The sequence below is a fragment of the Limnohabitans sp. TS-CS-82 genome (assembly GCF_002943475.1).
Genome location: NZ_PTQX01000006.1, coordinates 1 through 23,062, shown reverse-complemented (window position 1 = coordinate 23,062; position 23,062 = coordinate 1). Strand labels below are relative to the sequence as shown.

At 58.5% G+C, this 23,062-nt stretch carries 25 protein-coding genes; 14 read left to right on the top strand and 11 right to left on the bottom strand.

Translation table 11 applies throughout. The features are described from left to right. Nucleotides 1-15: 15 nt before the first annotated feature. Complete coding sequence (locus C5F52_RS13020; protein ID WP_104798802.1) at nucleotides 16-366, top strand: DUF6172 family protein; 351 nt, start codon at nucleotides 16-18, stop codon at nucleotides 364-366. 118 nt (nucleotides 367-484) lie between these two features. Here C5F52_RS13020 and C5F52_RS13015 read toward each other — a convergent pair whose 3' ends face one another. From C5F52_RS13015 to dusB, 4 genes are all read right to left on the bottom strand, one after another. Continuing rightward, nucleotides 485-1,753, bottom strand: a complete 1,269-nt coding sequence (locus C5F52_RS13015) for a DEAD/DEAH box helicase (protein WP_104799054.1) — start codon at nucleotides 1,751-1,753, stop codon at nucleotides 485-487. A gap of 138 nt (nucleotides 1,754-1,891) precedes the next feature. Beyond that, nucleotides 1,892-3,505, bottom strand: a complete 1,614-nt coding sequence (purH, locus tag C5F52_RS13010; protein ID WP_104798801.1) for a bifunctional phosphoribosylaminoimidazolecarboxamide formyltransferase/IMP cyclohydrolase — start codon at nucleotides 3,503-3,505, stop codon at nucleotides 1,892-1,894. A 20-nt stretch (nucleotides 3,506-3,525) separates the two neighbouring features. Continuing rightward, nucleotides 3,526-3,762, bottom strand: coding sequence for a helix-turn-helix domain-containing protein (locus tag C5F52_RS13005; protein ID WP_104798800.1), 237 nt, complete (start codon nucleotides 3,760-3,762; stop codon nucleotides 3,526-3,528). After that, nucleotides 3,755-4,789, bottom strand: a complete 1,035-nt coding sequence (gene dusB, locus C5F52_RS13000) for a tRNA dihydrouridine synthase DusB (RefSeq protein ID WP_104798799.1) — start codon at nucleotides 4,787-4,789, stop codon at nucleotides 3,755-3,757. The genes C5F52_RS13005 and dusB overlap by 8 nt, the downstream gene beginning before the upstream one ends. A 133-nt stretch (nucleotides 4,790-4,922) precedes the next feature. Here dusB and C5F52_RS12995 point away from each other — a divergent pair, with 133 nt between their 5' ends. Next, the gene (locus C5F52_RS12995) at nucleotides 4,923-5,417 is read left to right on the top strand and encodes a YqaA family protein (RefSeq protein WP_104798798.1); all 495 of its coding nucleotides are present in this window, start codon (nucleotides 4,923-4,925) and stop codon (nucleotides 5,415-5,417) included. A 128-nt stretch (nucleotides 5,418-5,545) separates the two neighbouring features. After that, on the top strand, nucleotides 5,546-6,064 hold the full coding sequence (locus C5F52_RS12990; protein ID WP_104798797.1) for an ORF6N domain-containing protein: 519 nt from the start codon (nucleotides 5,546-5,548) through the stop codon (nucleotides 6,062-6,064). An 84-nt stretch (nucleotides 6,065-6,148) separates the two neighbouring features. Here C5F52_RS12990 and C5F52_RS12985 read toward each other — a convergent pair whose 3' ends face one another. The 3 genes from C5F52_RS12985 to ychF form a co-directional block, all read right to left on the bottom strand. Continuing rightward, nucleotides 6,149-6,577 (bottom strand): hypothetical protein, encoded by a 429-nt coding sequence (locus C5F52_RS12985; RefSeq protein WP_236657861.1) that lies wholly within the window; start codon nucleotides 6,575-6,577, stop codon nucleotides 6,149-6,151. Nucleotides 6,578-6,706: 129 nt separating this feature from the next. Beyond that, nucleotides 6,707-7,861, bottom strand: coding sequence for an aminotransferase class V-fold PLP-dependent enzyme (locus tag C5F52_RS12980; protein ID WP_104798796.1), 1,155 nt, complete (start codon nucleotides 7,859-7,861; stop codon nucleotides 6,707-6,709). 34 nt (nucleotides 7,862-7,895) lie between these two features. Beyond that, nucleotides 7,896-8,987, bottom strand: coding sequence for a redox-regulated ATPase YchF (gene ychF, locus C5F52_RS12975; protein WP_104798795.1), 1,092 nt, complete (start codon nucleotides 8,985-8,987; stop codon nucleotides 7,896-7,898). Between the two features lie 114 nt (nucleotides 8,988-9,101). Here ychF and C5F52_RS12970 point away from each other — a divergent pair, with 114 nt between their 5' ends. Genes C5F52_RS12970 through C5F52_RS12950 form a run of 5 tightly spaced genes read left to right on the top strand, consistent with a single transcriptional unit; the run spans nucleotide 9,102 to nucleotide 13,032 of the window. Next, the gene (locus C5F52_RS12970; protein WP_104798794.1) at nucleotides 9,102-9,956 is read left to right on the top strand and encodes a DUF6502 family protein; all 855 of its coding nucleotides are present in this window, start codon (nucleotides 9,102-9,104) and stop codon (nucleotides 9,954-9,956) included. 14 nt (nucleotides 9,957-9,970) lie between these two features. Beyond that, a complete protein-coding gene (locus C5F52_RS12965; RefSeq protein WP_104798793.1) occupies nucleotides 9,971-11,182 on the top strand; it encodes a DUF5666 domain-containing protein in 1,212 nt (403 codons plus the stop codon). A gap of 30 nt (nucleotides 11,183-11,212) precedes the next feature. Next, entirely contained in the window at nucleotides 11,213-11,572 is a 360-nt protein-coding gene (locus C5F52_RS12960) for a PA2779 family protein (protein WP_104798792.1), read from the top strand. A 13-nt stretch (nucleotides 11,573-11,585) separates the two neighbouring features. Further along, nucleotides 11,586-12,107: a hypothetical protein gene (locus C5F52_RS12955; RefSeq protein WP_104798791.1), complete on the top strand. Its 522-nt coding sequence runs from the start codon at nucleotides 11,586-11,588 to the stop codon at nucleotides 12,105-12,107. Continuing rightward, nucleotides 12,079-13,032: a PA2778 family cysteine peptidase gene (locus C5F52_RS12950; protein WP_104798790.1), complete on the top strand. Its 954-nt coding sequence runs from the start codon at nucleotides 12,079-12,081 to the stop codon at nucleotides 13,030-13,032. Before C5F52_RS12955 ends, C5F52_RS12950 begins: the two co-directional genes overlap by 29 nt. On the opposite strand, the gene C5F52_RS12945 is transcribed toward C5F52_RS12950, so the two are convergent. Beyond that, entirely contained in the window at nucleotides 13,012-13,980 is a 969-nt protein-coding gene (locus C5F52_RS12945; RefSeq protein WP_104798789.1) for an MOSC domain-containing protein, read from the bottom strand. The two genes, C5F52_RS12950 and C5F52_RS12945, sit on opposite strands and share 21 nt — an antisense overlap. Nucleotides 13,981-14,013: 33 nt before the next feature. Between C5F52_RS12945 and C5F52_RS12940 the strand changes: the two genes are divergently transcribed. The 4 genes from C5F52_RS12940 (at nucleotide 14,014) to C5F52_RS12925 (ending at nucleotide 18,329) form a co-directional block, all read left to right on the top strand. After that, nucleotides 14,014-15,159, top strand: a complete 1,146-nt coding sequence (locus C5F52_RS12940; protein ID WP_201747013.1) for an FAD-dependent monooxygenase — start codon at nucleotides 14,014-14,016, stop codon at nucleotides 15,157-15,159. A 77-nt stretch (nucleotides 15,160-15,236) separates the two neighbouring features. Continuing rightward, a complete protein-coding gene (locus tag C5F52_RS12935) occupies nucleotides 15,237-15,968 on the top strand; it encodes a DsbC family protein (RefSeq protein WP_104798787.1) in 732 nt (243 codons plus the stop codon). Nucleotides 15,969-15,982: 14 nt separating this feature from the next. Continuing rightward, nucleotides 15,983-16,435, top strand: a complete 453-nt coding sequence (locus C5F52_RS12930) for a DUF3429 domain-containing protein (RefSeq protein WP_104798786.1) — start codon at nucleotides 15,983-15,985, stop codon at nucleotides 16,433-16,435. Between the two features lies 1 nt (nucleotide 16,436). Further along, nucleotides 16,437-18,329 carry a M61 family metallopeptidase gene (locus C5F52_RS12925; protein WP_104798785.1) on the top strand — a complete coding sequence of 631 codons (1,893 nt, stop codon included), beginning with the start codon at nucleotides 16,437-16,439 and terminating at the stop codon, nucleotides 18,327-18,329. Between the two features lie 62 nt (nucleotides 18,330-18,391). Here the strand turns inward: C5F52_RS12925 and paaK are convergent, their stop codons facing one another. The 3 genes from paaK to C5F52_RS12910 are packed head-to-tail and all read right to left on the bottom strand — an operon-like array spanning nucleotide 18,392 to nucleotide 20,975. Then, a complete protein-coding gene (gene paaK, locus C5F52_RS12920; protein WP_104798784.1) occupies nucleotides 18,392-19,708 on the bottom strand; it encodes a phenylacetate--CoA ligase PaaK in 1,317 nt (438 codons plus the stop codon). Continuing rightward, entirely contained in the window at nucleotides 19,705-20,157 is a 453-nt protein-coding gene (gene paaI, locus C5F52_RS12915) for a hydroxyphenylacetyl-CoA thioesterase PaaI (protein WP_104799052.1), read from the bottom strand. The genes paaK and paaI overlap by 4 nt, the downstream gene beginning before the upstream one ends. Further along, nucleotides 20,157-20,975: an enoyl-CoA hydratase-related protein gene (locus tag C5F52_RS12910; protein ID WP_104798783.1), complete on the bottom strand. Its 819-nt coding sequence runs from the start codon at nucleotides 20,973-20,975 to the stop codon at nucleotides 20,157-20,159. Before C5F52_RS12910 ends, paaI begins: the two co-directional genes overlap by 1 nt. 144 nt (nucleotides 20,976-21,119) lie before the next feature. Here C5F52_RS12910 and C5F52_RS12905 point away from each other — a divergent pair, with 144 nt between their 5' ends. Together C5F52_RS12905 and C5F52_RS12900 are read left to right on the top strand one after the other, a co-directional pair. After that, a complete protein-coding gene (locus C5F52_RS12905; protein WP_104798782.1) occupies nucleotides 21,120-21,899 on the top strand; it encodes an enoyl-CoA hydratase in 780 nt (259 codons plus the stop codon). After that, nucleotides 21,856-22,944, top strand: coding sequence for a histidine kinase dimerization/phospho-acceptor domain-containing protein (locus C5F52_RS12900; protein WP_104798781.1), 1,089 nt, complete (start codon nucleotides 21,856-21,858; stop codon nucleotides 22,942-22,944). The genes C5F52_RS12905 and C5F52_RS12900 overlap by 44 nt, the downstream gene beginning before the upstream one ends. Nucleotides 22,945-23,062 lie beyond the last annotated feature (118 nt).

Genomic DNA, 23,062 nt, shown 5'->3' with positions numbered 1-23,062 from the left:
CTTAGAAGGACCTCCATGAAAAAAACATTCCAACTGCACGTTGAAGGCAAACACCCCGATCGTTTGCTCGAAGCCATCAAGCACGAGATTCGCAAATACCTCAAGCGCGAACGCCGCCGCGACTTACCCGAAGGCGCAGACTTTTGGGACTTCGATTGCAAATTTGGCGTGACCGAAGAAGCCGCTGAAGTGGTGCACTTGGCCACCATCATCGAGCGCATCGACGCCGTAGTTGCCGACAAAGGCACCCAGTTTTATGTGGAACTCTTGGCCAAAGGTGGCGTGCGCACGCCACGCCCGGCCGGTGAACAACAAGACATGCACGGCCTGCATGAGGACGATGATTTGGACGAGATCAACGATTGATCGCTGATCCGTGAGGCATCAACAGCGCCATTAACGCGACGAAAGCCCAGCAAAAACGCCACCTTGAAGGTGGCGTTTTGCTTAGGGGCTGAGACAGCGAAGGACCTGCCGAGCACCCTTAAGTTTGGGTTTTCGAAGCTGCCGCAGCAGCCCTGAGTTTGTCCTTCTTGCTCGGGCGTTTGCCTTTGATGCCACCCGTGCCGTCATTCAACGGGGACACAGGAGGCGGCACTTCGGTCGGCTCAAAACCTTCCAGCACGTCGAGGGGCAGCTGCACTTGGGCGCGTTTTTGAATGAGTTGCCAATGCGCCAGCGTGGCCGTCGTCACAAAGCTCACAGCTTCGCCACTTGCGCCCGCGCGACCTGTGCGGCCAATGCGGTGGGTGTAATCGGTGGCGGAACGCGGTAGATCGTAGTTGACCACCACAGGCAGCTGCGCAATGTCGATGCCGCGCGCGGCGAGGTCGGTGGTGACCACCACTTCCCAGCGATCTTCTTTGAACTCGGCCAGCACATCTTGGCGCGCGCCTTGGCTCATTTCGCCATGGAACGCGGTGGCAAACACACCTGCTTTGTAGAGCTTGTTGGCCACATGCTCACACGCGTAACGCGTGGCGACGAAGACCAACACGCGCTTCCACGCGTGGGTTTTGATCAAGTGGCGCAGCAAGGCTGTGCGGCTTTTTTCATCCACCCGAATCGCACGTTGTGCAATGTCGGGCGCGTGCGCTTCGGTATGCGCGATGGTGATGCGGGCAGGGTTGCTCAGCAGCGCCTCGGCCAAGGTTTGCACCGTGGGCTCAAAAGTGGCACTGAACAACAGGTTTTGTCGCTTGGCTGGCAGCAACGCCAAGATGCGTTGCAGCTCTTCAGCAAAGCCGAGGTCGAGCAAGCGGTCGGCCTCGTCCAACACGAGGTGTTGCACTTGGCCTAAGTGCAAGGCGTTGTGGTCGACCAGGTCGAGCAAGCGGCCGGGCGTGGCCACCACCACATCGGCACCGCTGCGCAGGCTCATCATTTGCGGATTGATCGACACACCACCAAACACCGTGCCCACTTTGATGGACTGCGTGAGGGGCCGCGCCAAATCGCGCAGCACATCGCTCACCTGTGTGGCGAGCTCGCGTGTGGGGACGAGCACCAACACTTGGGTGATGCGCTTCTTAGGTGCATCGTCACGCGGCGCTGTGACGGCCATGAGCAGCTGCAAGAGCGGGAGTACATAGGCTGCCGTTTTACCGGAACCGGTTTGCGCAGTGGCCAGCACATCGCGCCCCTTGAGCACGGGGCCAATGGCTTCGATCTGAACAGGGGTGGGCGCAATGAAACCCGCTTGAGCCGCCGAGCTTTGCAACTCGGCGTTGAGGCCAAGTTCAGCGAAGTTCACGCTTGCTGGCTCGTGCGCTGACTCAAGCGTTGAGGCTGGAGCCGCGTTGGTGGTTAACGCAACAACGGGGGTGTTGGCCTGTGCGGGCTGCGCCGCATCGAGCGGCGCGTTGGGGTGATCAATGCTCAATGGAGGCGATCAATGACGGAAATGGCGCACGCCGGTGAACACCATCGCCACGCCGCGTTCGTTGGCCGCATCGATGACTTCTTGGTCGCGCATGGAGCCACCGGGCTGGGCCACGCAGGTCGCGCCGGCGTCCACCACCACATCGAGTCCGTCGCGGAACGGGAAGAAGGCGTCGCTGGCCACCACGGTATGTTGCAGGCTGAGCTTGGCGGCTTCGGCCTTGATGCTGGCGATGCGGGCTGAGTCGAGGCGGCTCATTTGGCCTGCGCCCACGCCCATGGTCATGCCGTTTTTGCAGAACACGATGGCGTTGGATTTGACGAACTTGGCCACTTTCCAGGCGAACAACAAGTCGTGCAGTTCTTCGGGGGTGGGTTGTTTGACGGTGACGATTTTCAAGTCGGCCAAAGCCAACTCGTGGTTGTCCGCGCTTTGCAGCAACAGGCCCGAGCCCACGCGCTTGGTTTCCAAAGCGTTGCGCACGTCGCCATAGTTGGCGGGCAAGGCGATTTTCATCAAGCGCACATTCACTTTGCTCTTGAACACTTCGAGTGCTTCGGCGCTGAAGTCGGGGGCCATCAGCACCTCAACGAATTGCTTGCTCACCGCTTCAGCAGCGGCTTTGTCCACAGGGCGGTTGAAAGCGATGATGCCGCCGAACGCGCTGGTGGGGTCGGTCTGGAAGGCTTTGCTGTAGGCCTCCAGCGGGTTCGCACCCACGGCAACGCCGCAAGGGTTGGCGTGTTTGACGATGACGCAAGCCGCGAACTGTGAAGGGTCGCCGTTGGCTCCCGTGTCGAAGCTCTTCACACATTCCCAAGCCGCATCGGCGTCGGCGATGTTGTTGTAGCTCAACTCTTTGCCTTGCAACTGCACGCCGGTGGCGAGCGAGCCCGCAGCGGGGGCCAGGTCGCGGTACCAGGCGGCTTGTTGGTGGCTGTTTTCGCCGTAGCGCAGGTCTTGCACTTTGACGTATTGCTCGTTGAACTGGCCACTGAATTGGGCGCGCTCGGGCACGTAGTCTTCGCTCAGCTTCTCTGCTTCAAAGTTCACGCTCGACAAGTAGTTGCTGATCGCGCCGTCGTATTGGCTGATGCGGTTGAACGCAGCCACCGACAAAGCAAAGCGCAGTTTGTCGCTGAGTTTGCCGTTGGCTTTCAACTCGGCCATCACAGCGGGGTATTGGCTGGCGTCGGTGACGATGCCCACGTCTTTCCAGTTCTTGGCGGCAGAGCGCACCATGGCGGGACCGCCGATGTCGATGTTTTCAATCGCGTCGGCCAGCGTGCAGCCGGGCTTGGCCACGGTGGCTTCAAACGGGTAGAGGTTGACGATCAACAGATCAATCGTGTCGATGTTGTGTGCCTTCAAAGCAGCCATGTGCTCGGGCGTGTCGCGACGTGCCAGCAAACCACCGTGCACTTTGGGGTGCAGGGTTTTCACACGGCCATCGAGCATTTCGGGGAAGCCGGTGACTTCGGCCACTTCGGTCACGGGCAAGCCTTGTTCGGCCAAGAGCTTGGCGGTGCCGCCGGTGGAAATGAGGCCCACGCCCAAGGCGTGCAAGTCACGCGCGAGTTCGACGATGCCGGTTTTGTCAGAGACGGAGATGAGTGCTTTCATGCTTTTCTTTGCTAAGAGGCTTATTTGAGAAGTTTGTGATCGAGAAGTTTTTTACGCAAGGTGTTGCGGTTAAGCCCCAGCCATTCGGCCGCGCGGGATTGGTTGTTTTCGGCCTGCAGCATCACGATTTCGAGCAGCGGCTTTTCAACCAGACGCACCAACATGTCGTGCATGTTGTCAGGCTCGGTGCCATTGAGGTCCCGAAAGTAGGTTTCGAGGCTGGAACGAACCACCTCTTCAATATTTTTTTTACTCATGCAAAACCAAAGAATCGACAGACAAAACGGGTTCGGGCAAGCGCTCATGGCGCTGGGCCAAATCATCAAAAAAAGCAGCGACAGCGCGGTGCTGCGTGGCGCTGTCTTCTAAGGTATTCATGTGTTGGCGGAAAGCCTCGCCCGCGGGCAGGCTTTGCACATACCAAGCAATGTGTTTGCGCGCACTGCGCACGCCAGTGAGCTCGCCATACAGGGCGTAATGTTCGTCCAAATGGTCTAACAACAAACGACGTACCTCCGCCACCAAAGGCTGTGCCAAGTGCTCGCCGGTGGCCAAGAAATGCGCAATTTCGCGAAAGATCCAAGGGCGACCTTGGGCAGCGCGGCCAATCATCAGCGCGTCTGCGCCAGTGCGTTTTAAAACCTCTTGCGCTTTTTCAGGCGAATCAATGTCGCCATTCGCCACCACCGGCACTTGCACCGCTTGCTTGACGGCGGCAATAGTGTCGTATTCGGCAAAACCTTTGTAGCCCTGCTCGCGGGTGCGGCCATGCACGGTGATCATTTGCACGCCCACCGCCTCTGCGGCGCGGGCCAAGGCCACCGCGTTTTTATGGGTGTCGCACCAACCGGTGCGCATCTTCAAAGTCACCGGCACGCCGTGCGGTTGTGCGGCATCGACCACCGCTTGCACGATGGACATGGCCAAGGGCTCGTCTTGCATCAAGGCCGAACCCGCCCATTTGTTGCACACCTTCTTGGCGGGGCAACCCATGTTGATGTCGATGATTTGCGCGCCGCGCTCAATGTTGTAAACCGCAGCGTCGGCCATCATGGCGGCGTCGGTGCCTGCAATTTGCACGGCAATGGGACCGCTCTCGCCTGTGTGGTCGGCACGGCGCGAGGTTTTGAGCGACTTCCACAAATCTTTACGCGATGTGACCATCTCGCTCACCGCATAACCCGCGCCCAGCTGTTTGCACAGCATGCGAAACGGCCTATCGGTCACGCCAGCCATCGGCGCGACAAACAAGTTGTTTGCCAATGTGTAGGGACCGATGTGCATGGGTAAAGAAAGTAAATGGTGCTTAAAAAGGAGGCGCAATTGTACCTGCTTAAAATTTCAGCAAATGCAAGTTTGATGAAGGAAAAATCGGGCTTTCCCGAGGGTTTGGAAGCAGGTCACTACACTTCATCGCATGGAAATTTGGATGCAATCTGTGCTGGCCGCCTTGGCCTTGCCCGAGTTCGGCTTGAGCACGGTCTTTGTGGTGTCGTTGGTATCGGCCACGCTGCTGCCTTTGGGCTCTGAGCCCGTGGTGTTTGGCTTGGTCAAACTCAACCCCGAGCTGTTTTGGCCCGCCATCCTCGTCGCCACGGCGGGCAACACCGTGGGCGGGGCCATCAGCTGGTGGATGGGCCACGGCGCACACCGTGTGCGCGACAAACTGCGCCACCAAGAAACCTCCGGCCACAACGCACGCGCCCTGCGCTGGCTGCACGCGCTCGGGCCCAAAGCCTGCTTGCTCAGCTGGGTGCCCGGGGTGGGCGACCCGCTATGCGCTGTCGCAGGCTGGTTGCGCTTGCCGTTTTGGCCCTGCGTGGGTTACATGGCCATCGGCAAATTTGCGCGTTATGTGGTGATGACGGGTGGGTTGCTTTGGGTGTTTCCGCAGCATTGGGGGATTGCTTAACAACGTGCTTTAGGAGATTTAGCCACTAGAGCAACAATCAATTTAAAAAGAGTTTCGAGCTACTGATCTGTGCTTTAACGGCTATTAGGATTTTTGACCGCAGTCGATGTGCCCACACGGAGCAGAGCATGAGCGAAAGTCAAATCACGATCCCCACGGAAAAGAGCCTCACAGCACTCGTGTACTTTGTACGAGGTGAAAAAGTATTTATAGACGCCGATCTCGCCATGCTTTACGGCGTTGAGACGAGCGCTCTTAATCGTGCAGTAAAGCGCAACCCAGATAGATTTCCTGCCGACTTCATGTTTCAACTCGATGCCCAAGAATGGGAAAACTTGCGATGCCAAATTGGCATAGCAAGTTCACATGGAGGTCGTCGGGCTGCCCCTCATGCTTTCACAGAACAAGGTGTGGCCATGCTCTCTAGCGTGTTGAACGCCACGCGAGCGGTGCAGGTAAACATTGCCATCATGCGCACCTTTGTACAGCTACGACGCCTCATGGATAGCAACCGCGACTTAGCACGGCGCATCGACTCGCTAGAGGCCCGTTACGACGAGCAGTTTTCTGCTGTCTTTGATGCAATCAAGCAGCTAATTACTGACGAAAGCCGACGCAAAGGCAAGCCGCCAATGGGCTTTTTATAGCGTTTGATTAGGAAACGGCTTTCATCCGCAAAGACGCAGCTACGGGGAATGTGGTTCTGTCACGCCATCCAACGGACATAGGGATCACCTCATGTGCTTGATTACTTTTTCACACAAATGAATGAAGTCTTCGACGGACAGATCGTTCTTGGCATCGTTTGTCCGCCATGAACAGATCGTGAAATCTGTCGGCCCTCTGCGTTCAGACACATGATCTACAGATGGCAGCAGTGCGAATTCGCTTTTGTAGCGGCTACCCTGCTCTTTTGCTTTGTCGTTGTCCCATGTGCTGAGCAGTGACCAATCAAGCGCCTCGCCTGTGTAAGCATCTTTGCCATCGCTGCGAATCACAGCCTCATGGATCCGCATTTTGTACTCTTCCCTTGTGATGTCAGGCCGATGCTTCCGGTCCCTTTTCACGTGAGCGGTTGCCTTAGCGCTTAACCAACGCGCATACTTTTCAGCTGCTACAACATCAATTAAGAAGTAAGGCAGTGGATATTTTTTGGACATTTTGAAGCCGTGTGAGATGAACGCACCGCGGAATTTGACCCATTGCTGGCGCAGTCAATCCCTCATATTGCACAAAGCACCTATCGGCTGATGCTTCGTCTGTAACGTTTAAAGCCCAAGGGCTACAGCTTAAGCAGCAACAGCCACGTCAGCCTCAACCCCCATGCGATCCAGCGCATCGGCCAATTGACCCACGGTGCGATCGACGTTGTGCAGCTTTTCCAAGCCAAACAAGCCAATGCGGAAGGTCATGAAGTCCGCAGGTTCATCGCATTGCAAGGGCACACCAGCTGCCGTTTGCAAGCCCAACGCCAAAAACTTTTTGCTGTTGTGCATGCCTGTGTCGGTGGTGTAGCTCACCACCACACCAGGTGCTTTAAAGCCTTCTGCGGCCACGCTGCGAATGCCGCGACCTTCCAGCAACGCACGTACTTTGGCACCCAATTCGATTTGCTCGGCACGCACCTTTTCAAACCCATAGGCACGGGTTTCTTGCATCACTTCGCGCAGTCGCGTCAAAGCGTCGGTGGGCATGGTGGTGTGGTACGAGTGGGTGCCGTTTTCGTAGCTCTCCATGATTTGCAGCCACTTCTTCAAGTCGCAAGCAAAGCTGGTGCTGGTGGTCTGCTCGATGGCCGCGCGCGCGCGCTCACTGAGCATCACCATGGCGCAGCACGGCGAGCCACTCCAGCCTTTTTGCGGCGCGCTGATCAGCACGTCCACGCCCGTCTTTTGCATGTTGACCCACATAGCACCCGACGCGATGCAGTCGAGCACAAACAGGCCACCCACTTGGTGCACCGCGTCAGACACTTGGCGCAAGTAGTCGTCGGGCAAGATCAAACCCGCTGCTGTTTCAACGTGCGGGGCAAACACCACCGCAGGCTTCTCAGCCAAGATGGCAGCCACCACCTCGTCCACAGGGCACGGCGCCCAAGCGGCTTGTGAGCCGTCTTCGATGCGGCGGGCTTTCATGACCACGGTTTCAGAGGGGATGTGGCCCATGTCAAAAATCTGCGTCCAGCGGTAGCTGAACCAACCATTGCGAATGACCAAGACTTTCTGACCTGTGGCGAACTGACGCGCCACCGACTCCATGCCAAAGGTGCCGCTGCCGGGCACCAACACCGCCGACTTGGCCGCATAGACCTCTTTGAGGATGCTAGAAATGTCCTTCATCACGCCTTGAAAGCGTGTGGACATGTGGTTCAACGCGCGGTCGGTGTAGACCACGGAAAACTCCAGCAATCCGTCGGGGTCAATGTTGTTCAAAAGTCCTAGCATGTCTGTCTCCGCAATTTTTAAGTAGGCGGAGATATTAGCTGCTGAACAAAAAGTTCATCACATCACCGTCTTTCACCACATATTCCTTGCCCTCCGCGCGCATCTTGCCCGCGTCTTTGGCGCCTTGTTCGCCTTTGAAGGTGATGAAGTCGTCAAACGCGATGGTTTGGGCACGGATGTAGCCCTTCTCAAAGTCGGTGTGAATCACGCCAGCGGCTTGTGGGCCGGTGTCGCCCACATGGATGGTCCACGCGCGCACTTCTTTCACGCCAGCGGTGAAGTAGGTTTGCAAGCCCAGCAAGGTGTAGGCAGAGCGAATGAGGCGGTTCAGACCTGGCTCGTCTTGGCCGAGTTCTTTCAAGAACTCCAAGCGGTCCGCGTCTTCCATCTCAGACAACTCGGCTTCGATCTTGGCGCAGATGGCCACCACGGGTGCGTTTTGCGCTTGGGCAAAGGCCTTAAGGCGATCTAAGAACGGGTTGTTCTCGAAGCCATCTTCCGACACGTTGGCCACAAACATCGCAGGCTTGGCGGTGATGAAGAAGAACTGCTTGAGTTCGACCAGTTCTTCTTTGCTGAAGTCGATGGTCCGCACGGGCTTGGTGTCGTTGAGTGCAGCTTGGCACTTTTCCAGAATCGCCATTTGCTTGACGGCTTCTTTGTCGCCAGAGCGGGCGATTTTGCTCACGCGGTGAATCGCTTTTTCGACGGCGGCCAAGTCGGCCAAGCAGAGCTCGGTCTGAATGACTTCGATGTCGGCAATGGGGTCGACCTTGTTGGCCACGTGGATCACGTTGTCGTCTTCAAAACAGCGCACCACGTTGACGATGGCGTCGGTTTCGCGGATGTGGGCCAAGAACTTGTTGCCCAAGCCTTCGCCTGTGCTGGCGCCAGCCACGAGGCCTGCGATGTCCACAAATTCAACGATCGCAGGGACGATGCGCTCGGGCGTGATGATCTCGGCCAACTGCTGCAAACGTGGGTCCGGCACTTCGACCACGCCGGTGTTGGGCTCAATCGTGCAAAAGGGGTAATTCTCAGCCGCGATGCCCGCTTTGGTCAGGGCGTTGAACAGGGTGGATTTGCCAACGTTGGGCAAACCCACGATGCCGCATTTCAAACTCATAAAAATATCCTTAATAACTGGGCGCGATTGTACTAATCCCTAAAAAATCAACGGCCTCTTGACAAATGTGCATTTTGCACATTTATACTGTGAACACTTTTCCAAGTTGCTCACATGAACAAGACCACCCCCGCTCCTTTGCACACCGAACAGCAGACCTTGCTGGCCGCGATGGGCCATCTGCTGAAACCTTTCGCCCAGCTGTGCTTGGCCAAAGGCGTCCCCATTCAAGCCATTGAAGAACTGGTGCGCCATGCGTATGTGGATGCAGCCAAACAAGCTTGCGACGGTGGCAACCCCGAACGTTTGACCAGCCGCATCAGCACCATGACCGGGTTAACGCGACGTGAAGTCGCCCGCATTCAACAAACCGTCACCCCTAAGTTGCCCGTCACGCGGTCTGCCGCCAATGACTTGCTGACGCACTGGATCTCACACACCGACTATGTCGACAAAGCCCACAAGCCCATCGCTATTCCGCGGCAAGGCCCCGCCCCCAGCTTCGAAGCGTTGGCTGCGAATGTGACGAAAGACGTGCACGCCCGCTCACTGCTGGCCGAGATGATTCGACTGAATTTAGTCACGCACCGCGCATCCACAGACACGGTCGAGTTGCTGGAAGACATCTTTGTGCCCAACGACAACTGGCCACAAATGATTGGTTTCTTGGGCACCAACGTGGGCGAGCACTTAGAAGCCGCCGTGACCAACGTGCTCGGCGATGGGCACCAGCACTTTGAACAAGCCCTCTTGGCCGACGAGCTGTCAACCGAATCCATCACCCAAGCCAAGACGCTGATCAGCGCGCAGTGGCGCAGTTTGATCACCACGCTCGGGCCTCAATTGCAAGCCCTGATGGACGCCGACAAAGCGGCCAACCGCGTGCAAGACCAAGCGGTACGTATTGGCCTGTATTCCTTCTCCAAAGCGATGCCATCGCCCGATCTTTCTTCAGATTTACCTCAATGAACGGAGCGTTCCACATGCGATCAATTCAAACCAACCCCAACTTCACACGTCGAACCCTGCTTTTGGGCATCGTTGGCACAGCGGCAACACAGCTGACCGGCTGCGGTGGCGGCGGCTCTGACGTCGCTGGCTTGTCCAGTGGCGGCACGAGCTCGTTCACCAGCGGCACGATTTCAGGGCTGGGCTCAATCATCGTCAACGGCATTCGTTACAACGACGACGCGGCCACCTTGCTGTCACGCGACGACGGCACCTCATTTGGCGACACGCTGAAAGTGGGCATGGTGGTGTCCATCCAAGGCTCGCCCGTCACGGCGGCCACGACCACCAATGGCACAGCGACGGCCACGGCTTACCGCATCAGTTGCGGCAGCGAGTGGGAGGGGCCCGTCTCCAACATCAGCGCCAGCAGTTTTGACATGCTGGGCTTGACGGTGGATGTCTTGGCAAGCACGGTGTTTGAAGGCGTGGCGACGCAATTGACAGACCTGACCACCGCGCATTTTGTAGAAGTACACGGCTATGTGGACCAGACCACGGGCCATCTGCAAGCCACCCGCGTTGAAGTGTCTGCCACGCAGCCCACGCAATACAAACTCAGTGGCATGATCAACAGCTTCAGTGCCCTCAATCACACCTTCAAACTGGGCACGACCGGCCAGTCTTCCAACATCATCAGTTGGGACAGCAACACGGTCGTTCCCAGCACTTGGTCCGACGGCGTGTTTGTTCGCGTCAAGATGACACCGCTGCTGCTCGCCACGCAAATTCGCTTGCTCACCTCGCCGCTGGCACAACTCAACGCCGAAGACGAGCATGACGCCGAGATTCACGGCTTCATCTCGGCCTTTGTTTCCCTCGCGAACTTCACCGTCAACGGCATCCCCGTCGATGCCAGCACCGCACGCATCGCCGGTGGCACCTTGGCGCTTGGCGTTCGGGTGGAGATTCACGGTGCGGTCAGCAACGGCGTTTTGGTCGCCACCAAGGTGGAGACGCCCAACAACACAGACGTGGCATCGCACGAGTTCGAGTTCCACGGAACAGTGAGCAATCTCAATACCACCGCAACACCAAACACATTTAGCTTGCGCGGACTCACATTCACGTATGACAACACCACCAGCATCGAAGGCGTGACCTTGGCAAACGGTGCGCGTATCGAAATCAAAGCCAAGCGTACCGCGGGTGTGTGGAAAGCCACCGAAATCCGCGCAGACGATTGATTTTTCATCCACGATAAAAAGGTAAACACCATGACACGCAACACCAAACTCTCGCAAACCATCATCGTCACAGCCACCGCTGCAATGCTGATGTTGGCCCCTGCCGCACGCGCCGAGATCGTGCAAACACAAGAGCTCGCCACCCAAAACCAAGCCGAACAAGACCGCGCCAAAGTGCAAAGTTTTGTCGAGCGCGCCACTGTCAAAGAAAAGCTGGAAGCCATGGGTGTGGCGGGCTTGTTGGCCAAAGACCGTGTGGCAGCTTTGAGTGAGCAAGAAGTTCACGCCTTGGCCGAACGCATTGACGCCATGCCCGCAGGCGGCAGTCTGAGCCAAATGGACTTGGTGATTATTTTGCTAGTGGGCATTTTGGTGGCGATTGCCATTTGAAAGGAACAACGCGATGCGAACACAGATCCACACCACACAGCACGCATGGGCCATCCCTGTCCTATGCGTGGCGTTCATGGCCTCAGCCGCTTGGGCAGATCGCCCAGACGGTGCAGGACAAGGCAAACACCGACGCACGCAAGAGCAGTCTGAGCGTTGGCACGAAGGCGAAGAGTCAAGGGGCAACCGTGAATCAAGGGAACCCAGAGAAGCGCGCCAAGGCGCGTACTTTGAGCCCAGACACCACCAAGCCGTGCGCGACATGTACGGCGCACAAATAGGACAAGGCCGATGCCCACCAGGCTTGGCGAAAAAGGGAAATGGCTGCCTGCCGCCCGGGCAAGCCAAAAAATGGACCATTGGTCAGCCTTTGCCTGCAGGTGTGACGCTCTACCCCGTCCCCCTTGAATTGAGGCAACGTTTGGGACCACCGCCCGCAGGCTACAAATACGTGCGCGCGGCGAGTGACATCTTGCTGATTGCCATTGGCACCAGCATGGTGGTTGATGCCATTGAGGATTTGGGTGGTCTCTAAACGCACACACGGCCTCGGGCTGCTTGTGGCCTTTGCGCTGGGCGTCTCAGGCTGTGCCTCTGTGCCCAGCGCCCACAGTTTCGACACCCGCAGCCCATTACCGGCCGAGGTGGAACTCAGCCAAGTTGCGTTTTATCCGCAAACACAAGACCAATGCGGCCCAGCCGCTTTGGCCACGGTGCTTCACCATGCAGGGGTCGCGCGCACGTTGGAACAACTGGCAGCCGATGTGTATGTGCCGCAACGACAAGGCAGCTTCGCCTTAGAAATGCTGGGGGGTGCACGTCGCGCAGGCGTTGTGCCTTACGTCTTGAAAGGCCAACCCCAGGCGCTGTGGCAAGAGGTGGCAGCTGGGCACCCCGTCGTGGTGTTGCAAAATTTACGCTGGGATTGGCTACCGCTGTGGCACTACGCCGTGGTGGTGGGTTATGACCAAGCGGCAGGCACAGTCACCTTGCGGTCTGGCGATGAAAAGCGTTTGACCATGCCGGTGTCCGAGTTCACGCAAAGTTGGGCAAAAGCCAAGCAGTGGGCGTTTGTGGCTTTACCGCCCGATCAGCTCCCAGCGACGGCCTCTGCAGCCGAGTACGTGCAAGCGGCCATCACGCTTGAGCGCGTCGCCCCCCTGCAAGCAATGCAGGCCTACCAAACCGCGCTTCAAGCTTGGCCTGATCACCTAGAAGCACGACTCGCGCTGGGCAACAGCTACTACCAGCAGCGCGATTTACAAAGCGCACAAACACAGTACGAACTCGCCACCACTGCGCACCCCAACGCCGCCGATGGCTGGAACAACTTGGCGCAAGTGCTGTACGAAACCCATCAAGAAGCCCCAGCCCATGCGGCGATTGCCAAAGCACTGGCCTTGGGCGGGCCGCGTCTCGAACGCTACAAGTTGACCGCGCTAGAACACCCAGTCCGCTGACACACGCTGCCCCACACGCAGCACTTGGCCCACGCCTTGGACGGGAATGGCATTCATGCCAAACGTGATGCCGCCATCCACGCGTGCATCTAGCCGGTACTGCTGCAAGGCGTCCCCGACCGAAGGCGTCGTCAAAGCAGTGTCCGGATCGATGTTGGGAATCGGGCAACGTGGGCAGGGTTTGACGGGTTGAAGTTGCACGGGGACGCCACTGTCGGTGGCCAGCGTCATCACGCCCACGCGATCCTCGTCGTGCGGCAACAAGGCATGCTCAGGCGCATCGCCCAGCACCACATTGGGACGAAAGCGGCGCATGTCTACCGCCGCAACGCCTTGTCGCAGCAAGCGGGCGTTGAGTTCAGCCAACGACGCGTTGCTTGCAACCAAGACCGGAAATCCATCGCTGAATTGGTTCAGAGCCTCCACGCCTTGTGTCCATGTCAAGCTGGCCACGCGTTTGTGACGCGCGTCAAACTGCACCAAGCGCAAAGGGCCATGGCTCAACCCCAAAAATTGGGTCAGCCACTGCGCACATGCGACGCCCATGTCAAAGGCGGGCACGGTGTCTTGCCAAACGCGCACCAACACAGACGTGTTCGACGCGCTGGGTTGGTTTGAGATCAGCGGTAAATCAGTCATCCCAGGCGCTTGCAACTGCCAAGCGGACAACGCGCCATTGCTGGCGGGGACTTGCATCGGTTGAATCAACGCCATGCGCGGCAAATCGCGCTGCGTGACCATGTCGCCCTGCGCATCCACCACCATCCAAGTGCGGTCCGAGGCCAAACCCATGGACGTCAAAACAGCCTCTTGCACCGACACACCCGCACACGACTTGATGGGATAAATCCACAACGCGTTCAAGCGCGCGTGGAACTGCGATGAGGGCGCCAGCGCGGACTCTGAACAAGGGGCAGTGGCGGATGGGGTTGCTGCAGAAAGGGGCATGCTTCATTGTGCCGCCCTCCTACAATCTTGCCCATGGCTCAAAAATTTGACGTTTGTATTCGGGGTGACGGTATGGTGGGGCGCACTCTGGCGCTGCTGCTGGCACGCCAACGCTTGCGCGTGGGCTTGGTTTCGCACGGCACACCTGCCGGCCGCGGCACACCTCAAGACGTCAGGGCTTATTCCCTCAACAGCGCATCGCGCGACTTGCTGTCTGCGCTGCGCTGCTGGCCCAGCCCGCAACACGCCACGCCCGTGCAACACATGCGTGTGTGGGGCGACGATGGCGGCTTCACGCATTTTGAAAGCCCCACGCCCAACGGTCTGACTTGGATTGTGGATGTGCCGGTGTTGGAAACCCAACTCGCCGAAGCGGTGCGTTACCAAGCTGAAATCACCTGCCTCACAGACACCGACAGCCAAGCCACACCCGCCGACTTGACCGTGATTTGCGAAGGCCGCCACAGCGCCACACGCGCGGCATTGGGCGTGGACTTTGAGGTGATGCCTTACCAACAACACGCCGTGGCTGCCCGCGTGCGTTGCAGCACACCGCATCGCCAACAGGCCTTGCAATGGTTTTCTCACGGTCCCGAAGGTCTAGAAATTTTGGCGCTGCTGCCCATGGGCGGCGCACAAGGCGACACCGCCAGCTTGGTCTGGTCGCTGCCGCCCACGCGAGCGCAAGCCGTGTTGGCACTTGATGCCACCGCATTTGCACACGCCTTAGAAGACGCCAGCCAAGGGGTGCTGGGCCAACTCACGCTCACCAGCGAACGCGCCATGTGGCCCTTGCAACTGGCTCGCGCCCAGCACTGGACCGGTCAATTCGCAGACGGCAGCGCGTGGGCCTTGGCGGGCGATGCGGCACACAACATTCACCCGCTGGCCGGTTTGGGGCTGAACCTCGGTTTGGCCGATGTGGCCGAACTGGCAGAGGTTTTAAAAACCCGCGACGGCAAAGACTACTGGCGCAACGCGGGTGACCGCTACTTTTTACGCCGCTACGAGCGCGCCCGTAAAGCGGGCCTGCTGCCCACTTGGGTCGCCTGCGATGGTTTGCAACGCCTGTTCGCACATCCCAATACCGGCGTGCAAGCCCTGCGCAACTGGGGCATGAGCGGCTTCAACAGCTTGGCGCCCATCAAAGCGTGGGCCATGCAACAGGCCATGGGTTAAAAACAGGTGAACGCCTTTTGAAGCGACCAAGCCGCACGTCTTTATCTCTGACTTCCCTTTTCACGAAACAAACCACCATGTCCTTTTCAATTCGCCAATGGCTCGCCACTGCTTTACTCGCCCTGAGTGTGACGGGCTCAGTTTGGGCGCAGGGCCAAGAGGCCACCATTCGCAAAAACATCAGCGAACGCATCCCGCAAATTCCCAAAATCGAAGAAGTCACGCGCTCACCGATGCCGGGTTTGTATGAAATTCGCTTGAGCACCAACGAAATTTATTACACCGATGCCGAAGGCAACTTCCTCATCCAAGGCAGCCTGATCGACACCAAAAATCGCCGCAATCTGACCGAAGAACGCGAAGCCAAATTAGGCGCTGTCGACTTCAACACACTGCCCATCAAAGACGCCATCACCATGGTGCGCGGCAACGGCAAACGCAAACTCGCCATTTTCGAAGACCCCAATTGCGGCTACTGCAAACGCTTTGAACGCGACTTGGCCAAAGTCGACAACGTCACGATTTACCTGTTCCTCTACCCCGTGCTGGGCCAAAGCTCGGTCGACAAATCCAAAGCTGTGTGGTGCGCCAAAGACCCTGCCACCGCGTGGAGCGACATGATGACGCGCGACCAAGCCCCCGCCAACGCAGCCGCCTGCAACACCGCCGCCATTGAACGCAACACCGAGTTCGGGCGCAAACACAAAATCACCGGCACCCCCACGCTGATTGCGCAAGACGGTACCCGCGTGCCAGGCGCCATCAGCACGCCGCAAATCGAAAAACTTTTGGCAGACGCCAGCAAATAAGCGAGACACCCAGCATGGTCCACTCCCCCATCACCCCAGACTCCAACGCCGGTCTTTTGATCCAACGCTTGGGCTACGCGGGCTTGCTCCCCTTTGTCACACTGGCCTTGCTGCTGCACATCGTCACCCCTGAAGCGCACCCTTTTGTGGCCATCGCACTCAGCGCCTATGCGGCCACCATCGCTGCCTTTTTGGGCGGCATCCATTGGGGCATTGGTTTGCGCCACAACGCACCGCAACGCAAGCTGCACATGATGTGGGGCGTCACGCCCTCGCTGGTAGCGTGGGTGGCAGTCATCATGCCGGCCTTTGCAGGCTTGCCCGTGCTGGCCTTGCTGCTGGTCGCTTGCTACTTGGTGGACCGCAAAACATGGCCCGAAGCGGGCCTGCGCGAATGGATGACGCTGCGCTTTCGCCTGACCGTGGTGTCTGTGCTGTCTTGCCTCATCGGCGCGGCAGCGACCTGACATGGCGGCCCTCCACGACCGCGCGAAAGCGGCCAACCCACAAACCCGCGCTGAAGCGGCCAACCTCCACTACCGCGTCGAAGCAGCTGACCTACACGCCCATCTGTATGGTGTGACCCTGACCGTGGCCCAACCTGCGGCCCAGCAGCGCGTGTCGCTGCCGGTGTGGATTGCGGGCAGCTACATGGTGCGCGAGTTCTCCAAACAAATCGTGGGCATCACCGCTCGCCAAGGCACACGCGCTGTGGCCGTGCAGCAACTCGACAAATGCACCTGGGAGGTGGACTGCCAAGCAGACGCGCCCGTCACGCTGCACTACCAAGTGCACGCCCATGACGACTCGGTCCGCACCGCTTGGCTGGATGCGCAACGCGGCTTTTTCAACGGCACCAGCGTGTGTTTGCAAGTGGCCGGTCAAACCGAGCAGCCCCATCAACTCGAACTGATCGCACCGCAAAGCCACTGGCAAGTCGCCACCGGCCTGACGCCCCTCAAAATCGACCGCCAAGGGTTTGGCACCTACGTGGCCGCCGACTACGACGAACTGGTCGACTGTCCTGTCGAAATGGGCACCTTCTGGTCGGGCACCTTCAAGGCAGGCGGCATTGAACACCGCTTCGTGGTGGCAGGCGCCACACCGGCCTTTGACGGCGAACGCTTGCTGCGCGACACGCAACGCATTTGCGAGCAAGCCATCGCGTTTTGGCACGGCAAAAAGCGCGGCCAGACACCGCACAAGAACTATGTGTTCATGCTCAATGCCGTGGCCGATGGCTACGGCGGCCTAGAACACCGCAACTCCACCGCCTTGATTTGCCAACGCGCTGACTTGCCGCGCTTGGAAGAAACACCAGCCGCCCCAGCCAAAACGCAAGCGAACGCCCACAGCAAAACCAGCCCAGCGCTGAGCGACGGCTACACCATCTTGCTGGGGCTGATCAGCCACGAGTACTTTCACACCTGGAACGTCAAGCGCTTGCGTCCGTTTGAATTTGCGCAATACGACTACAGCCGCGAAAACACCACCGAGTTGCTCTGGTTCTTTGAAGGTTTCACCAGCTACTACGACGACCTCTTGCTGCGCCGCGCACATCTGATCGACGATGCTGTCTACCTGCGCCTGCTTAACAAGACCGTCAACCAAGTGCTGCAAACGCCGGGTCGCAAGGTGCACACCGTCGCGCAATCGAGCTTTGAAGCCTGGACCAAGTACTACCGCAACGACGCCAACACGCCCAATTTGACGGTGAGTTACTACACCAAGGGCGCCTTGGTGGCCCTGTGCCTCGACCTCACCCTGCGCCAGCACGGCGTGAAAAACCACAGCGTCTCGCTGGACGACGTGATGCGCGCCTTATGGCAACGCTGCTGCACCGGCAAACGCAGCGGTCCCATGCAAGAAGCTGATGTGCTGGCCGTGTTGCACGACCTCACCGGTCGCTCATGGGCACCTGAGTTCAAAGCGTGGGTGCATGGCACACGCGAGTTGCCTTTGGAAAAACTGCTCACAGCGCACGGCGTAGCCATCCATCAAGACCCAGCCCCCCTCGCCCAACGCTTGGGCCTGCGCGTGAGCGAAGACCACAGCGTGCAGATCAAACAAGTGTTGGCAGACGGTGCGGCACAGCGTGCGGGCTTTGCACCGGGGGACGAATGGTTGGGATTGGAAGTGACCGCGCCCACCACCAAGTCAGCACCCCACACAGCATGGCGCATCAAGAAGCTGGACGATGTGCTGCTGTACGCAGGCCGCGCCACGCAGCTGACCGCCTTGGTCAGCCGCGACCACCAACTGCTGCGCCTACCGCTGAGCTTGCCCAAGGCCAAAGCGCACAGCACTTGGCGATTGGCCATTCAAGACAGCCACAAAGTGGCAGCTTGGTTGGCCGCTTAAACCCACGGCAGCGTGCGTGCCGCACATGCCGCACGTGCCGCTGCCACGCCAACCCCAGCGGCTTACTTCAAGCTTCGCAAATCCACCACGCGCTTGGCTTTGCCTTGGCTGCGCTCCACGCCGCCCTCGGCTTTGAGCGTCACGCTGATGCTGGTGCCGACAAACATCTTCACATCGTGCTGCAATGCCTGAGCGGCAGCGCGAGCTGCTGAAGCATCGGGGTCGATGCCAGGTCGGGTTTCGACCACCACGGTCAAGTTGTCCATCGGGCCTTCGCGGGTCAGCACGCATTGGTAGTGCGGGGCCAGCTCAGGGCGCTTCAAGATGTACTCCTCAATTTGTGAGGGGAACACGTTCACGCCGCGCACGATCATCATGTCGTCGCTGCGACCGGTGATTTTTTCCATGCGACGCATGGTGCGCGCCGTGCCGGGCAACAAGCGCGTCAGATCACGGGTGCGGTAACGGATGATGGGCAAGGCTTCTTTGGTCAAGCTGGTGAACACCAACTCGCCCATTTCGCCGTCGGCCACAGGCTCGCCCGTTTCGGGGTTGATGATCTCGGGATAGAAGTGGTCTTCCCAAATGGTGGGGCCGTCTTTGGTCTCCACGCATTCGCTGGCCACCCCTGGGCCCATGACTTCGGACAAGCCGTAAATATCCACGGCATCAATGCCGCAGCGCTGCTCGATGGCGCGGCGCATGTCGTTGGTCCAAGGCTCTGCACCAAAGATACCGAGGCGCAAACTCGACTCCGCAGCGGATAGCCCCAAGCGCTCAAACTCATCTGCAATGGCGAGCATGTAACTGGGCGTGACCATGATCAGGTCGGGCTTGAAATCTTGAATCAACTGCACTTGGCGTTCGGTCTGACCGCCGCCAAAGGGAATGACCGTGAGGCCCAATCGCTCGGCGCCGTAATGCGCGCCCAAGCCACCGGTGAACAAGCCGTAGCCATAGCTGACATGCACCATGTCGCCGGGGCGAGCCCCTGCCGCACGGATGCTGCGCGCCACCACATTGGCCCAGGTGTCGATGTCGTTTTGGGTGTAGGCCACCACCGTCGGTTTGCCCGTGGTGCCGCTCGACGCGTGAATGCGCACGCACTGTTCACGCGGTTTGGCCAACATGCCAAACGGGTAGCTGTCGCGCAAATCGGCTTTGGTGGTGAACGGGAACTTGGCCAAGTCGGCCAAGGATTTGCAATCGTCGGGGTGCACACCCGCCGCATCAAACTTGGCGCGGTACACGGGCGAATTGGCGTAGGCCTGTTGCAGCGTGGCTTTGAGGCGCTTGAGTTGCAGGGCGCGCAACTCGTCGATGCTGGCCTTCTCGATAGGCTCTAACGGAAACTGCTGAGAGGTGAATGCGGGTTTCATGCGGGGATCACCGTGCCTTGAATTTGGGCGCTTTTGCCGCGAAACAGGGCGATGGTGTCGCCGTGTTGGTTGGTCACGCGCATGTCGTAAATACCGTGGCGACCTGACAGCGTTTGCTCCACGCCTTCGCAAGTCAACACGTCGCCTAACTTGGCGGGTTTTAAAAACTCAATGCTGCAACCCGCTGCAACGGCGGCTTTGTTGTAGCTGTTGCAAGCAAACGCAAAGGTCGAATCGGCCAAGGTGAAGATGAAGCCCCCGTGGCAGATTTGATGGCCGTTCAAATGCAGCGGCTGCACAGGCATGCGCAGCACGGCGCGCCCAGGCTCACACACCAAAATTTCGATGCCCATGGTGTCTTTGGTGGCGGTGTCCACCGCGAACATGGATTGGGCCACCTGTTGCGCCAGCGCGATGGCTTGCGGGTCGTTTTGCAATTCGGTGCGCATCATTCGCCTTTGAAAACAGCAGGACGTTTTTCCAAGAACGCGGTCACGCCCTCGATGTAGTCGTGGGTGCAACCGAGCGACGATTGCGCGTCGCGCTCAGCGTCTAAGTGCTGAGTGAAGCTGCGCGTGCCCGCGTCGCGCAAGAGGTGACGCGTTTCAACCAAGGCCTTGGTGGGCATGACGGCCAACTTCTGGGCATAAGCCAAAGCGGCGGCCACGCTGTCGTCGGCGACCTCCCAAATGAGGCCCCATTCTTTGGCCTGCGCGGCGGGCAGTTTGTCGCCGGTCATGGCCAAGGCCATGGCGCGCGCCATGCCCAAACGCTCCACCAACAGCCAACTGCCGCCCGCATCGGGAATCAAACCAATCTTGCTAAAAGCTTGGATGAAGCTGGCCGTCGGCGCCGCAATGGCGATGTCACAACACATGGCCAACGAAGCCCCTGCCCCCGCTGCCACGCCATTGATGGCGGCCACCGTGGGCATGCGCAAACCTTGCAACTTGCGCGCCGTAGGGTTGAAGGCTTGATCAATCACGGGGCCCGGGTTGGCACGCGCGATCAAATCGGGGCCAGGCGCAAAGTCAAACTCCGACAAGTCGGCCCCCGCACAAAAGCCCCGCCCTGCCCCCGTGATGACTACGGCGCGAATGGCCGCATCGGCCTCGGCACGGTCTAGCGCGGCCCACAGGTCGTGGTGCATTTGACGGGTGAAACTGTTGAGGGCTAGTGGGCGATTCAGCGTGAGCAAAGCAACGCTGCCGCGCGCTTCGTACAAGACGGTGGCACCGTCGTTGGCAGTGAGGTTAGATGCGGTCATGGGTGATCTCCTGGCGAGAAATTTAGCATTAACCGACCGATCGGTTGGTTAATGTTTACCCTTGGATCGCTCCGCCTGAAGGCCACGCAAGCTTGGCTATAGTTAGAGCCAAAACCTTCTTACAAAACTTTTGGAGCTGCCCCCATGGCCTACGAATTCATCACCGTTCACACCGAAGCCGACAAAGTGGGCGTCATCACCTTGAACCGCCCCAAACAGCTCAATGCGCTGAACGGCCCCTTGATGGTGGAGTTGGGCCAAGCCCTCAAAGCGTTTGACGCAGATGAAAGCATCGGCTGCATGATCATCACAGGCAGCGAAAAAGCGTTTGCGGCAGGCGCTGACATTGGCGCGATGGCGACGTACAGCTTTGGCGACGTGTACAAAAACGACTACATCACCCGCGACTGGGAAACCATCCGCAGCATTCGCAAGCCCGTGATTGCGGCAGTCAGCGGCTTCGCTTTGGGTGGCGGCTGCGAGCTGGCCATGATGTGCGACTTCATCATCGCGGCCGACAACGCCAAGTTTGGTCAACCCGAAATCAAACTGGGCATCATCCCAGGCGCAGGTGGCACGCAGCGCTTGCCACGCGCGGTGGGCAAAGCCAAGGCCATGGACTTGGCGTTGACCGGTCGCATGATGGATGCCAATGAAGCTGAAAAAGCAGGTTTGGTCAGCCGCATCGTGCCGCTGGACAAATTGATGGAAGAAACCTTGGGCGCTGCGCTGATGATTTGTGGCTACTCACAAATTGCCACGATGGCGGCCAAAGAGTCGGTCAACCGTGCGTTTGAAAGCGGTTTGGCCGACGGCGTGATGTTTGAGCGCCGCCTGTTCCACGCCTTGTTCGCCACCGCCGATCAAAAAGAAGGCATGGATGCGTTTGTCAACAAGCGCCCTGCTGCATTTAAAAACGCCTAAGGAAAAGCCGCGTCGCCCGATGATCGAATTCAAAGCATTGCTCAAGTGGAAGCGGCTCAGACCGGTCATCTTGATAATTGGCGTGTTGGTGCTGGTGCAAATGGGCAGCGGATTGTTTGCCTACAAACAATCCAAAGCACTGCTGCTGGAGAGCAAGCTCAAACGCGCGCAAAACCTCACGCACGGCTTGATCGTGGCCGTGGTGGACCCGCTGGTGGAGAAGGACTTCTCCACCATCGAGTCGCGCATGATGCAAACCATGTACAACGACGAGGTGCTGTCCATTCAGGTCGTGGACAAGCAAGGCAAAGTGCTCACGCACCTCGCAAGAACGCCGGGTAACGAACCTGTCGAGATCTTTCACGACGCCGTACTGCCAGTTCCCAATCCCGTCGATGTGAATCACTTGAGCAAGGTTGAGGGCGACATTTTGGTGTGCTGGGAAAAGGTGAATGTGGGTGTCGATTTAGCTTGGATTCGCCTCGACATGATGGGCTCCGTCGATGGCGGGGAGCTCGATGTCATCAAACGCAATGCATTGGTGTTGTCATCGATCTCGATCTTGTTGGGCTTGGTGGCGATGGGTGTGTTTTTGTGGCGCGCTTATTTCTCAGCCATACGCCGCGAGTTGAGCGTCACGGACCAACTCAAAGACACCTCAGACATGCTGTACCAGTCAGAAAAGCTGGCGGCCTTGGGGCAGTTATCTGCGGGCGTTGCGCATGAAATCAACAACCCGATTGGGTATGTGTCGTCCAACATTGCGTCGCTGGTGAGCTACTTTGAGGCGTATCAAAAAATCATTGATGCCTATGAGCAGCATTGCCAGCCAGGCCAAGGGGCATTAACGCTGGAACAAGTCAACGCGATCAAAGAAGACATCAATTTTGAGTTCATCCAAAGCGATGTGGCCTTCTTGCTGTCGGAAACCCGGGAGGGCATTCAACGCGTCAAGACCATCATTCAAGATTTGAAAGACTTCTCACGCACCGAGAAAACAGCCGCTTGGTCCAAAGCCGATGAGGGTGTCCCGAATTTTGTGTAAACGGAGCGAGTGTTAATTCGTCGGCATCCTTCCCTCAAACTGGATCGTAAATCGGTTCAGCACAGGCTTCCAGTTTTGCACCGGCATCGTCCACTTCTTGGCGATGTTGTTCAGCGCC